This window comes from Terribacillus saccharophilus (assembly GCF_000725365.1).
Classification (GTDB): Bacteria; Bacillota; Bacilli; order Bacillales; family Amphibacillaceae; genus Terribacillus; species Terribacillus saccharophilus.
In genome coordinates, this window is the sequence record NZ_CP008876.1 from 304,312 (window position 1) to 316,869 (window position 12,558).

The following is a 12,558-nucleotide window of genomic DNA, read 5'->3' on the forward strand; positions in this document are numbered from 1 at the left end:
GTTCTTTTTAGTTTGTTACTGTTTCGTTATCTAATTTCGCAAGACGTGCTTCCACTTCTTCCTCAGACAAGCCGTGTTCTGCAACGTACATGTTACGAGAAGAACGGCGGCAACTGTCGGAACAGCCGCGAAGATATTTGTGCTCATTTTCTTCAGAGCAGATAATCTGGCGGTTACAGGAAGGATCTGCACAATTAACATAACGTTCACAAGGCTGTCCATCGAAGTAATCTTTAGCAACTATAACGTGTTCTGTTTGGTTGATCGGTACGGAGATACGTGTATCGAACACGTACATGCGGCCGTCCCAAAGTTTGCCTTGTACTTCAGGATCTTTCCCGTAAGTGGCAATACCGCCATGCAATTGACCGACATCCTCAAAACCTTCACGGACTAGCCAGCCGGAGAACTTCTCACAACGGATACCGCCTGTGCAGTATGTCAAAACGCGTTTGCCTTCTAAAATATCTTTGTTTTCACGGACCCAGTCTGGCAGGTCACGGAATGTTTCAATGTCAGGGCGGATTGCGCCGCGGAAGTGACCAAGATCAAATTCATAATCATTCCGTGCATCCAAAACGACGGTGTTCTCGTCCTGCATCGCTTCGTAAAATTCCTGTGGAGATAGGTAATTACCTGTCATCTCGCGAGGATCTATATCATCTTCAAGACGCAGCGTTACCAATTCAGGACGTGCGCGCACATGCATTTTCTTGAAAGCATGTTCATCCGCTTCGTCGATTTTGAAGACCATTTCTTCAAAACCAGGTTTCGCGTGCATCATATCCATATAAGCTTGTGTTTGTTCAATTGTTCCGGAGCAAGTACCATTGATACCTTCTTTTGCTACAAGGATACGGCCTTTAAGTCCGAGTTCCTTACATGCTTTTAGATGTTCTTGGGCAAAAGCTTCGGGATCTTCAATATCTACATAGTTGTAATACAGTAATACTCGATAATCACTCATTATTTTTTCCACCTGTCATTTATATTTGCAAGATACAAAATTAGGCGATATGTCGTTATTTATACTCTTGCAATCAAATATTTTAACACGAAAGGAAGTCCAGTACAAATGGAATTTTAAAACAGCTTGTTCTTGAAATAATGCCACATGCCGAAAGTGATCAAAACTAGCAAGACACTTACGCCAGCTGTCGTCCATGGACTATCAGCATACGGTATTGGAAGATTCATTCCGAAGAATCCAGTCACGAACGTAAGCGGCAGCATGACTGTCGAGATAATCGTCAGGACGTTAAGCTTTTCCGTCGATTTGGCACTGATAATGGAATAATACGTATCCAAAGCACTGTTTACCAAATCACGGAATGTTTCGGTTGAGTCGACAATACGTTCCAAGTGATCAATCAGATCCGTATAGAAGGGCACATTCTCTTCCTTAATATCGAATTTCCATTTTCCGTTCACATTCAGGAAAATCCGCCGTTGAGGCAGAATCACCCTTCTTATCAAGATAATTGTCCGTTTTAAGGCAAGGAATTCCTCCGTTACCTCTTTAACGCCTTCACTGTACATTTCATCTTCCAGTTCCTCAATCCGGATTCCAATACGATCCAAGACAGGGAAGTATTCATCTGTAATGCCATCTGCGAGTGCATACAGAAGGAAGTCAGCTCCTTGATTCATGAATCGGGAAGAACGTGAGCAGATGGCATCCATCTGACCGAGCCAGCGAAGCTTATGCTTATGGATGGTCACTACATAATTCGGGCCCAGGAAAACATTCAGTTCAAGGGTCGTGATTTCGTTGTCACTTTCCTCGTTGTAACGCAGGGCATGGAAGACGAAGAATTTGTATGCATCATAATCATCGACTTTAGCGCGGGGGCTATCATGTAAGCAGTCTTCGATTGCCAGCGGGTGGAAATCAAATATCCCGGCAATTTCATCCAACTCGTGAGACTGTACATCATAGGCATCAATCCACAAGAGATTGTCAGGATCCTCCAAATGACGATTGCTGTTTTTCAAAGAGATATTTGTATGCATCGTGTCAGTCTGATGATCATAGAGATACGTCTTAATCATTGTGCCACCCCTTCCGTTACGTTTATTATTTCACAATGTTCGTAAGCTATAGTCACTATAAAAAAATGGGGTAAGAACTGTCAACAGGAATATTTCTTCTCGCAAGAGGGTATGAAAAAGAAGTAGAGTGGCTAAACTGGAAGTAAATAGGCGCGTTTGTCGGATTTTGGAGCAAAAACCGTGACTATAGTCACAGGTATATATGCGTCTATGTGTAAGCGTATTCCGCAAGTGATATCGTTAAAGAAAGCGCTTTTATAGGGCGTACGGCTCATTATGAACTATTTTTGGAAAAATAGTTGTAATTGACTTGCATTCTTATTCAAAAAAAGGTACTCTTAAGTAGCAAAAGGAAACGGTACGGTTGAATAATCTTTACGATCTCTTTCACAATAAGTGGTGTAAAGGTATAACGATTCAATACCTGTACTTTTGTACTTCTATTGTAAGGAGGTCATTTAAATGACTGGAAAAGTAAAATGGTTTAACGCAGACAAAGGTTTTGGTTTCATCGAAAGAGAGGACGGAGACGACGTATTCGTACACTTCTCTGCTATCCAATCTGAAGGTTTCAAAACTCTTGACGAAGGTCAAGAAGTTGAATTCGAAATCGTTGAAGGCAACCGCGGCCCACAAGCTGCTAACGTAACTCGTCTGTAATTTCATACAATGACGACAGAGGCGCATTCTGGAATTTTCCAGGATGCGTCTTTTATCATTTTTAAGGGGAGATGAGCGCTGATGAGTCAAGACGAGCTTTCCAAAAAGATCATTGAAAAATACCAAGAAGATGAACGGATGATGATCCGGATCTTTGCCCAATGGTGTACGAATCATAATCTTGATGCTGTTTTCTTATATGAACAAGCTTATCCGAACCAAGGAAAAAATGAAGCGCTTAAAGAAGCGTTGGAAGAAGTTCTTCCTAAAGAAGAAGCCTCTGATATTTCAGATGAGATGGTAGTGGAAGTGCTGCAGTTCTTTGGAAATGATAATTTGGCATTCGTTGTAGCATCTGTGGCAGAGGAACGAAAGGAGAAGCGATAAGATGGAACTGCTCCAAAAAGCAATTCAAGAAAGAGGAACGATTATAGGGGAAACAATCGTCAAAGTAGATAGCTTTCTGAATCATGAAATGGACACGGCCCTTTTATATGAGATAGGCCAGGAGTTCCGTCGTCAATTCCAGCACAAGCCTGTAACGAAAATCGTAACGATTGAGGCAGGTGGAATTGCTCCGGCGCTTATGGCCGGTCTTGCTTTCAATGTCCCGGTTGTTTATGCAAAAAAACAAAAGTCACTGACAATGAAGGGTGATGTTTATGTCGAGTCTGTCTATTCGTTCACAAAACAGGTACATTCTGATGTGACGATTTCAAAGGATAGATTATCGCCGGAGGATCACGTGCTGATTATCGATGATTTCCTTGCAAACGGGGAAGCAGCTGCTGGTTTAATTAGTATTCTTAATCAAGCGGGTGCTACTGTTGCTGGTATCGGAATTGTCATCGAGAAGAGCTTTCAACGAGGAAGGTCACGTCTGGAAGAACTAGGTATTGAAGTAGTATCCCTTGCGCGTATTGCACGTATTGGTGAGGGGAAAATAGAATTCTTGAATTCATAACTTGATAGGATGATAGTTTGTGGCATACATATTAACCTTATTGCCAATCTTCGGCATTTTTCTTCTTGGTTTTGTTGGACAGAAGCTTTTGAAATTCGACATCCGAAGCATCTCAAAAATGTCGGTTTATCTGCTGTCACCTGTACTGGCTTTCCAAACGTTTTATGAGAACCGGCTAAGTACAGATTATATCTATTTAGCCATTTTTGTTGTCGGCATTTGTTTGGCATTGGTCTTGATTTGTTACGTGATCAGTCTTTTGCGCGGCTTTGACCGACAGGATACGTATAGCTTAATGCTTGGTGCTTCGTTCATGAACAATGGCAATTACGGAACTCCGCTTGTTCTATTCGTATTCGGTGCAGCAGGCTTTGATTATGCGGTTATCCTGCTTGTATTACAGCAGCTCGTGATGGTGACGATCGGTGTCTTTATAGCAGCTAAAGGCGGAGGGGCTGTGCTGTCGCCTCGTGCTACCTTCCTTTCTGTTTTGAAGATTCCAATCATCTATGGAGCGATACTCGGTATTTTGTTCCAAGTCTTATCCATTCCGCTTAGCGGGCCGATTACCGAGGCTGTCCACCTTGTTGCGGATGCAGCAATCCCTACAGTGATGATTGTGCTTGGTATGCAGCTTGCTAATATCTCATTAAAATCCTTTGAATATGAGCGTCTAACTTATGCGCTCGTTTTAAAGTTGCTTATCTCACCGGTGATTGCTTATTTGTTCACACTGATGCTGCCAGTGGATGACATGGTCAAGCAGATCATGATCCTGGTCGCTGCGATGCCGACAGCGGCGAATACGACTTTATATGCACTTGAATTTGGCGCTAAACCTGCTTATGTGTCGAGTGCAACGTTAATCAGTACGCTGCTTAGTCTTATTACCTTACCTGTCTTATTATATATATTATTATAAAGAGGCCAGTTTCCTGGCCTCTTGTTTTATGCTTTCTTAGTGAATAATTTGATCAGTGCTTGTGTTCCGAGATCCTCGTCGCCATTTTCGGCAAGTCGTTCATATAGGGAGAGGCTCAAGTTTAGTCCTGGTGTAGTCATACCCATTTCATTGGCTGCTTCCAAAGCGAGCTTCATGTCCTTAATGAAGTGTTTCACGTAGAAACCAGGATCATAATCTCCTTTGATCATCCGGGGAGCAAGGTTGCTCAAGCTGAAGCTTCCGGCAGCGCCTGTCGTTATCGACTGGAGCACCTTTGATGGATCCATGCCTGCGTGCTCTGCATAAGCAATCGCTTCGCAAACGCCGACCATATTGCTAGCGATGGTTACTTGATTGATCAGCTTCGTATGCTGTCCGAAACCGGCAGGTCCTTGAAGAATGATGTTTTCGCCCATTGCTTCGAACACTGGAAGGACAGCTTGAAATGCGTCTGCTTCACCGCCGACCATGATGGCGAGCTTTCCGTTCTGCGCACCAACATCTCCACCTGAAACAGGAGCATCCAATGCGAAGATACCTTTATCTTTCGCTTCAGAATGGATTTCCTCGGCAAGCGCTGGCTTCGAGGTCGTCATATCGATTACATAGGTGCCTGGGCGTGCGTGATGAATAATACCATTTTCGCCAAAGTAGACTTCCCGAACATCGCTTGGGTAGCCAACCATCGTAATTACTGCATCCACACTGGCAGCGAGGCTCGATGGTGTATCGTGCCAAACTGCACCAGCATCAATCAATTCTTCAGCTTTCGCTTTCGTTCGTGTATAGACAGCCAGTTCAAAGCCTGCCTGCATTAAATTGCGGCTCATACTTTTTCCCATAACGCCTGTACCGATGAATCCTACCTTCTTGATAGTTCCCATATAATCCCTCCTTAGCATGCACTTTTATCGTACCTTTAAGCTTTAGGAATGTCGAGTGCTGGAGATAGAATCGCCAAAAATCACAAACAATTTTTCGACAGCAAAAAACCTCGAAAGATGGCAGTTTCTTTTTTGCGATAGATTGTGAAATACGGCCGTTGAAAAAAGTAGAGATTGAAAGAGTTATGGATATATGGTAAAGTCATTTATACAACATCTTGTTAGTGAAGACATAATTTAATACTATATATAGTTTCGAAGGCGAGCAAGCCGGGTATCGATAGTAGATGAAGAAATCGCTTCATTTGCTTGATAGACAGTGTTCTCAGACACTTTTTATTTGTCGATTCTGATCTATGTTACTACTGTATCTAGTAGTGCGGACAGAATAGACAGTTTCCTGGTAGTTGCTCACTTTGTGCGTTTAGGGGAAGAAGTACTTACAATTACACCTGTATTTTGGAGGAGGAAGTTTCAACATGTTAGATACGACACAAACAGTCAATTGGAAAGAGCATGTAGCAGCCGTGCTCGAATCACGCTTTGCAGAAGCTGATGCAAAACATCTGATTCAATATGGTGAGCGCCTGATGGAGCAGAAGGCCTGGTCATCCGATAAAGAGTGGTTGAACCAACTTATATTGGAAGGCTTGTCACAGCTGGATGAAGAAGAGCCGCAATGGACATATATCGCTGCTAGCTTGTATCTTGAACAGCTTTATTTCCAAGCATCACAAAACCGAGGTTACAATTTCGAAGAAAAATACGGATCATTCTACAGCTTGATTCAGCAATTGACTGAGATCGGTATCTATAATAAATTCCTTCTCGACACATACAGTGAAGATGAAATCAATCATTTCCACAGCTTGATCGATTATAAAAAAGACGGACTGTTCACATATATTGGTTTGCGTACGCTGGCAGATCGTTACCTGGCTACCGACCACAAGGGCGGAACTTACGAGCTTCCGCAGGAGAGGTTCATGATTATCGCAATGACAGTCATGAGCAAGGAGCCTAAGGAAACGCGCAAAGAGCTTGTAACAGAAGCTTACTGGGCATTGAGCAACCTATACATGACAGTCGCTACACCGACATTGTCTAACTCCGGAAAGAGCTATGGTCAGCTTTCCAGCTGCTTCATTGATACAGTTGATGACAGCTTGCAAGGGATTTTCGACAGCAATACAGACATTGCGAATCTGTCTAAAAATGGCGGAGGTATCGGTGTCTATCTAGGTAAGATCCGCAGCCGAGGCAGTGCAATCAAAGGCTTTGAAGGTGCATCTTCTGGTGTGCTTCCTTGGATGAAACAGCTTAACAATACAGCGGTAAGTGTTGATCAGCTTGGTCAGCGTAAAGGTGCAATTGCCACGTATCTTGATATTTGGCATAAAGATATTTTCCCATTCCTTGATGCGAAGTTGAATAATGGAGATGAGCGTCAGCGTACACATGATTTGTTCACTGGTGTTTGTCTGCCTGATATCTTCATGGAACAAGTACAATCACGCGGTAATTGGTATCTCTTTGATCCGCATGAAGTACGTCGCGTAATGGGCTTTTCTTTGGAAGATTTCTACGATGAGACAAGAGGCGACGGTTCCTTCCGTGAAAAGTACTGGGCATGTGTAGAGAATCCAGACTTGCATAAGGAAGAGATTCCGGCTATCAATGTGATGAAGCGTATTCTGCGCAGCCAGCTGGAAACAGGCGGCCCGTTCATGTTCTACCGCGATGAAGTCAATCGTCAAAATGCCAACAAGCATGCTGGTATGATTTACTCTAGTAACCTTTGTACGGAAATCATGCAGAACCAAAGCCCGACTATCATGACAGAACAAGTTACACAAGACGGTAAAATCATTATCACGAAAGAACCAGGTGACTTTGTTGTATGTAACCTTTCCTCCATCTCTTTGGCGAAGGCAGTTACAGAAGACGTCTTGGAACGCCTGATTCCAATCCAGGTTCGTATGCTGGATAATGTTATTGATTTGAATACAATTCCTGTTTTGCAAGCCCAGATTACAAACCAGAAATACCGTGCCATTGGACTCGGAACGTTTGGATGGCATCACTTGCTTGCATTGAAACAAATCGATTGGGAAAGTGATGAAGCTGTTGCATATGCAGATGAACTGTATGAGAAAATTGCTTACCTGACAATTCAATCCAGCATGGAAATAGCGAAGGAAAAAGGTGTTTATCCTGTTTTCGAAGGTTCTGATTGGGAAAATGGAAGCTACTTCGATAATAAAGGCTATACAACTGGTGATTCTGAGCTTGACTGGAAAGGTCTGCAGGAGCAGGTTAAAGAAAATGGTATGCGTAACGCGTACTTGATGGCGGTAGCACCAAACTCTTCTACTGCGTTGATTGCAGGAAGTACGGCTACGACAGATCCGATCTTCAGCAAGTTCTATTCTGAAGAGAAGAAGGACTACAAGATTCCGGTTACTGCACCTGATTTGAATGAAGAAACAGATCGTTTCTATAAATCAGCTTATGAAATCGACCAGCAGTGGAGCGTGAAGCAAAATGCAGCGCGCCAAAAGCATATTGACCAAGCTATTTCTTTCAATATGTATGTTCCGAACTCCATCAAAGCAAAAGAATTGCTTGATTTGCATATTGCTGTTTGGGATTCTGGTATCAAGACATCTTACTATTTGCGTTCTACATCTAACTAATACAAAAGGGACCCTGTTTTACAGGGTCCCTTTTTCTATGCGTTTGACTTGTTCGCTACCGAAAACATTTACTGGCTTCTCGTTTTCCAGAAATAAACAAGCATCTTCATCTATGCCATATCCGATTGGAATATTGAGATGATGCAAGCCGGAAATAAGGTTCGGTTCATCCTGCCATTGAGAGAAATGGACACTGATCAGCTGGTTTTGGAGGATACCGAGACCGGATCCGCTCCAAGCTTGCTGATTATCCGTATCATGTGGGGATAGCAGGACGGTTTTTGGCATAAGTAAGGCTCCGGCGCTATTACCTGCTAGCGGTGTACCGGCGGCATATTTTCCTCTTAACAGCTGCTTAAATGGCTCTTTGGTATATAAGCTGTAATATGTTTCCGAATGACCGCCCCCGATGAAAATTCCAGTAGCATCTGAAACAATTTCAGCCGCTTTTGCTAAATCTAATTCACCCTTTTCATTCGGTACGATGACAGATATATTGTTCTCGCGAACTCCTTGAGCGATCCAATGGTTTGTATAACGAGGCAGGAATGCTTCCCAGCCTTCCCGATATACAATTAATAATGCGATGCGGGCATTTTCTCCGCCTGCTGCTTTGGCAAAGTGTATATTCGCTTCTTCCTGTGAGGTGTTCCCTCCGAGCAGATATAGTTTTCTTGTTTGCATAAGCAATCGCCTCCATTTTCCTGATTATACAATATGCACCCTCTTAATAGAGATGCGTTTTCTGTCACATACTACTGACAGCAGGAAATGAACAGGAGGAAAGTGCATGGTCAGACAAGAGACATTGAATGCCTGTAAGGAAATACTTGAGAATCGTTTGCAGGAATTGAAACAGGCGCTAAAGGATCATTTTGGTGTCGAGATGTCCTACACGAAGGATGCTATGGGCGAATTAAGTAACTATGATAACCACCCTGGAGATACAGCAACAGAGTTATTTGAGCGGGAAAAGGATATTGCACTGAATGATCATCTGGAGCAGGAGATGAAGGATGTTCAAGCAGCTTTAAAACGAATAGAAGATGGATCTTTCGGGATTTGCAAAAAGTCAGGAAAACCGATTCCGGAAGAACGGCTACTGGCGATGCCTACAGCAGAAACGCTTGTAGAATATAAGCCTCAGCGAATGACACTGCATGATCGTCCGGCTGAGGAAGCTGTCATCCATCCCAGACTTGAAGACTTGGAAGGGAAAGATGATGAAGAAGACACGGAGCATAACTTTTATGACGGAGAAGATACCTTGCAAGATCTGCAAGCCTATGGCTCATCCGAAACGCCTTCTGATTTCGTCAACACAGAAAAAGATTATGACTATATGGCGGTAGATTCTGATGAAGAGACTGGCGGAGCACAAGATATCGAAAATTTCCTGCTTGCTGATATGGATGGGAAGTTCAGCGGTGTTAATGAAGACCATGAGAAATACGAGGATTATCTGGATGATGCAGACGTCAAATCGATACTATATGATGAATGAAAGAGCCGGGCTCATATGCCCGGCTCTTTTGCTGTACAGAGAAACTTGCATACATGCTTATCCAGCGGAATACGTTTTATTACACGCTACGTATTCTAAAAAAGGGGTTGAAGCATGTTGACAGAAGCATGGACTTCGAGATTTTTCAAGCATGATGATCGTAAGGAGCGCGATTTTGTGCTGAAATTACCGGATGCTTGGTGGAGCCGCAGTTATGAATATGGATGGGCTGCTTCCTTTGTGGAAGCAGATGATATTGTATTGGATGCTGCATCAGGAATCAGCCATCCATTTAAGTTTCATTTGGCGACTTCAGCTAAAACAGTCTATGCATGTGATATAGATAGCAGGATTACAGATGATCAGGCGATTATGGCGGATGTGACCAAAGACTTTGGTCCAGAGGAAGCGGCGCGTTTACCGGAAAACTTGCTCCGGAATATCCATCGTGCTGAAGCGAATTTGACATCGCTGCCATATGAAGATGCCTTTTTCGATAAAGTTTTCTGTATTTCAGTGATGGAACACTTGGATGTTAGTGTACAAAAACGTGCTTGGGAGCAATTCAGTCGTGTCTTGAAACCAGACGGTCATATCATCATGACGTTCGACTACCCAACAGTCGATATTAGCATTCTTGAGACGTTGGCAGAGTTGGGTGGCTTTGAATATGCTGGACCAGTTGAAACGGAAATGCCTGCAGATGCGCTATTCAATGATCAGTGGGGAAGACTGTATTGTTATCGTGCTATCTTTCGAAAGAAGAAACCTCCATCCACTTGACTAACTTTGGGTCAGGATCCAAGATGCTCTCATATTGTTCCTTCTGGCCGTAGATTGCTTCTGGGTCCTGCAAACGATAGCGTTCGTATTTTTGGATACGGTCCTCTGCTCTGGCCCATCCAAAATGCTTAATGCGAATAGTACTTATACCATTCGGTAGCTGAAAGACGTTTTCAGGGAAGCGGCCGCAATGAACCGGTGTTTCACGCCATTCATACGGAAAAGCGGGCTGATAGCGCAGCAGGAATGGACGGTAAAATAAATGTGCTTGCCAGTGCTGATCTTCTCGGTAATGATCTTCATCCCAAAAATCAAATAAGCGGAACGAATATAGATCGAGATCAGCTTGATTCAATAGCTGGTCTCTTTCTGTGAGAAAAACGCTATCCAGTACTTCGTCCGCATCGAGATTCAAAATCCAATCAGGTTCTGCAGCAATTGTTTCCTGCCACTGCTGTTTCCGCAGTTCTATTTCGTTGCTGAATTCAGACTTAGGGTTTTCGATCAATTTCAGTGGAATATTATATTCTTTACACAGGTTCTGGCAAATGGCTACTGTATTATCTGTACTATGATCATCAATGATGACTGCTTGATCAACCGCGGGCAGAGAGGATCTCAGCGAACGCTCCAGATAGCGTCTGGATTCATTTTTTACAATCATGGATAGTGTGAGAGTATTACCGGTTTCCTTCGTGCTGCGAAGGTTATATCCTGGCCATTTATGCTCCCATTTGAATGCGGGAAGCTTCGCCAGATCTGTTTTACGGTAAAGGTGGAAAGCGGGGTAATGTGTATCAACGAAAAGAGAAATGCCTAGTGCTGCTGCACGGATACAAAAGTGGCGATCTTCTCCCCAAAAGGAGAGGTTAGGTATCTCCCCGAAATGGACGCCTTTATTTAGAGCTTTCCTGCTGATAAGTGTACAAGCACCTAAACCGCCTACTTCATATATTCCGGGTTTCCGCATCTGTTTAAGAAATTGCTGGTGCCGATCTGCACGTTCTGTATCTGATAAAGATTCGCCGCGATGGTGGCTGAATTGTTCATATTCATCTCTTAACCAGACTTGAGGCAGAGCTTGTGTACCAGGCTGCCATTGGGTCCAGAAAATACAGGAGATAATATCTTGTTGACTGGCAAGCAACTGTTCCAGTGTAGCAGGGTGGAGTATAATGTCGGAATCGACGAAAAAGATATAATCCATTTTCTGCTCGATTGCATAGGAAATGATTTTATTTTTCAGAGCAGCTACTTTCCAGATAAGAGCTTCCGTCCAATAGTGGGTATGTTCATCCTTCTGGTAGGTATCAGCAGCTTCCGAGGGCAGTATCATAGCATCGTGTTCAGCTGCAAAAGCGGATAGTAAAGAGCTCGATTTTGGATCGTCATTATCATCGATGAAACAGTAAGTAACATGAGATTTTTTTATTTGCAAACTGCTTAGCGAATCCAAATAGGCAGCTAATATGTCGGGGTCTTGTTTCACTGTTGTGCCAATCAATACCTTATACATGCACCATGCTCCTTTATGTAGTCTGTTAATAATGTATTTTTTTAAGAGCGTGGATGTGCCTGTATTATTTTTCTGACCAGATGCAGAAACTGATCTTGGGAAACGGCCAGTGGCGGAATTGAAGCGAGATCGTACCATGTATAACGGAAAACTAACCCGTTGTCAGCCCCATTTCCGAAGACATGATGATCCCATGTATTGGGGAGCTGCTGCTTTGTTTGAATCAAGTAGAAATGACGAAGCTGGAGTTCTTGTTTGTCCGGATGAAGGAATGGTGCACTTGCAACCAATTCACTGGCAGGCAGGTCACGCAATCCAGACTCTTCATAGATTTCCCGCTGCAAGGCGGTTGCCGAGTCTTCCTCTGGATCGACTGTCCCTCCAGGAACTTGTAACCCTGCTTCGGGTATATCCTTGTGTTCATGGACAAGCAATTGATACGTATTGTTACGGATCGATATGATGTATGCTAGAACTTTTTCAACCAAATTATCCCACCTCCATTTATGATTATATACAAAAAAAGCAATCACCCATGCAGTAGGGTAATCGCTTT

At 43.3% G+C, this 12,558-nt stretch carries 13 protein-coding genes; 7 read left to right on the plus strand and 6 right to left on the minus strand.

Annotated elements, in window-relative coordinates; genetic code table 11:
• Positions 1-7: 7 nt before the first annotated feature.
• Together trhO and corA are read right to left on the minus strand one after the other, a co-directional pair.
• Positions 8-970, minus strand: a complete 963-nt coding sequence (trhO, locus tag GZ22_RS01590) for an oxygen-dependent tRNA uridine(34) hydroxylase TrhO (RefSeq protein WP_038565423.1) — start codon at positions 968-970, stop codon at positions 8-10.
• Positions 971-1,083: 113 nt separating this feature from the next.
• On the minus strand, positions 1,084-2,052 hold the full coding sequence (corA, locus tag GZ22_RS01595; RefSeq protein ID WP_038558065.1) for a magnesium/cobalt transporter CorA: 969 nt from the start codon (positions 2,050-2,052) through the stop codon (positions 1,084-1,086).
• A 462-nt stretch (positions 2,053-2,514) separates the two neighbouring features.
• Here corA and GZ22_RS01600 point away from each other — a divergent pair, with 462 nt between their 5' ends.
• The 4 genes from GZ22_RS01600 (at position 2,515) to GZ22_RS01615 (ending at position 4,598) form a co-directional block, all read left to right on the plus strand.
• On the plus strand, positions 2,515-2,712 hold the full coding sequence (locus GZ22_RS01600) for a cold shock domain-containing protein (protein ID WP_038558067.1): 198 nt from the start codon (positions 2,515-2,517) through the stop codon (positions 2,710-2,712).
• Positions 2,713-2,793: 81 nt separating this feature from the next.
• A complete protein-coding gene (locus GZ22_RS01605; protein WP_038558070.1) occupies positions 2,794-3,099 on the plus strand; it encodes a hypothetical protein in 306 nt (101 codons plus the stop codon).
• Position 3,100: 1 nt separating this feature from the next.
• Positions 3,101-3,676, plus strand: a complete 576-nt coding sequence (locus GZ22_RS01610) for a xanthine phosphoribosyltransferase (RefSeq protein WP_038558073.1) — start codon at positions 3,101-3,103, stop codon at positions 3,674-3,676.
• 19 nt (positions 3,677-3,695) lie between these two features.
• Entirely contained in the window at positions 3,696-4,598 is a 903-nt protein-coding gene (locus tag GZ22_RS01615) for an AEC family transporter (protein WP_038558075.1), read from the plus strand.
• 26 nt (positions 4,599-4,624) lie between these two features.
• Here GZ22_RS01615 and GZ22_RS01620 read toward each other — a convergent pair whose 3' ends face one another.
• Positions 4,625-5,503 (minus strand): NAD(P)-dependent oxidoreductase, encoded by an 879-nt coding sequence (locus GZ22_RS01620; RefSeq protein ID WP_038558077.1) that lies wholly within the window; start codon positions 5,501-5,503, stop codon positions 4,625-4,627.
• 479 nt (positions 5,504-5,982) lie between these two features.
• Between GZ22_RS01620 and GZ22_RS01625 the strand changes: the two genes are divergently transcribed.
• Entirely contained in the window at positions 5,983-8,199 is a 2,217-nt protein-coding gene (locus GZ22_RS01625) for a ribonucleoside-diphosphate reductase subunit alpha (RefSeq protein WP_038558079.1), read from the plus strand.
• 18 nt (positions 8,200-8,217) lie between these two features.
• Here the strand turns inward: GZ22_RS01625 and GZ22_RS01630 are convergent, their stop codons facing one another.
• Positions 8,218-8,883: a Type 1 glutamine amidotransferase-like domain-containing protein gene (locus GZ22_RS01630; protein ID WP_051747935.1), complete on the minus strand. Its 666-nt coding sequence runs from the start codon at positions 8,881-8,883 to the stop codon at positions 8,218-8,220.
• Between the two features lie 106 nt (positions 8,884-8,989).
• Here GZ22_RS01630 and GZ22_RS01635 point away from each other — a divergent pair, with 106 nt between their 5' ends.
• Complete coding sequence (locus GZ22_RS01635) at positions 8,990-9,703, plus strand: TraR/DksA C4-type zinc finger protein (protein ID WP_038558082.1); 714 nt, start codon at positions 8,990-8,992, stop codon at positions 9,701-9,703.
• 114 nt (positions 9,704-9,817) lie between these two features.
• On the plus strand, positions 9,818-10,486 hold the full coding sequence (locus GZ22_RS01640) for a class I SAM-dependent methyltransferase (protein ID WP_051747938.1): 669 nt from the start codon (positions 9,818-9,820) through the stop codon (positions 10,484-10,486).
• Here the strand turns inward: GZ22_RS01640 and GZ22_RS01645 are convergent.
• Together GZ22_RS01645 and GZ22_RS01650 are read right to left on the minus strand one after the other, a co-directional pair.
• Entirely contained in the window at positions 10,452-12,002 is a 1,551-nt protein-coding gene (locus GZ22_RS01645; protein WP_038558084.1) for a glycosyltransferase, read from the minus strand. The two genes, GZ22_RS01640 and GZ22_RS01645, sit on opposite strands and share 35 nt — an antisense overlap.
• A 41-nt stretch (positions 12,003-12,043) precedes the next feature.
• Positions 12,044-12,490, minus strand: coding sequence for an NUDIX hydrolase (locus tag GZ22_RS01650; protein WP_038558085.1), 447 nt, complete (start codon positions 12,488-12,490; stop codon positions 12,044-12,046).
• Positions 12,491-12,558 lie beyond the last annotated feature (68 nt).

Excerpts from the sequence above, each read along its gene's own strand:
- GZ22_RS01605 (WP_038558070.1), top strand. The coding sequence starts at position 2,794 with ATGAGTCAAGACGAGCTTTCCAAAAAGATCATTGAAAAATACCAAGAA.
- GZ22_RS01645 (WP_038558084.1), bottom strand. The coding sequence starts at position 12,002 with ATGTATAAGGTATTGATTGGCACAACAGTGAAACAAGACCCCGACATA.
- GZ22_RS01635 (WP_038558082.1), top strand. The coding sequence starts at position 8,990 with ATGGTCAGACAAGAGACATTGAATGCCTGTAAGGAAATACTTGAGAAT.
- GZ22_RS01625 (WP_038558079.1), top strand. The coding sequence starts at position 5,983 with ATGTTAGATACGACACAAACAGTCAATTGGAAAGAGCATGTAGCAGCC.
- GZ22_RS01640 (WP_051747938.1), top strand. The coding sequence starts at position 9,818 with ATGTTGACAGAAGCATGGACTTCGAGATTTTTCAAGCATGATGATCGT.
- GZ22_RS01600 (WP_038558067.1), top strand. The coding sequence starts at position 2,515 with ATGACTGGAAAAGTAAAATGGTTTAACGCAGACAAAGGTTTTGGTTTC.
- GZ22_RS01630 (WP_051747935.1), bottom strand. The coding sequence starts at position 8,883 with ATGCAAACAAGAAAACTATATCTGCTCGGAGGGAACACCTCACAGGAA.
- GZ22_RS01610 (WP_038558073.1), top strand. The coding sequence starts at position 3,101 with ATGGAACTGCTCCAAAAAGCAATTCAAGAAAGAGGAACGATTATAGGG.
- GZ22_RS01620 (WP_038558077.1), bottom strand. The coding sequence starts at position 5,503 with ATGGGAACTATCAAGAAGGTAGGATTCATCGGTACAGGCGTTATGGGA.
- corA (WP_038558065.1), bottom strand. The coding sequence starts at position 2,052 with ATGATTAAGACGTATCTCTATGATCATCAGACTGACACGATGCATACA.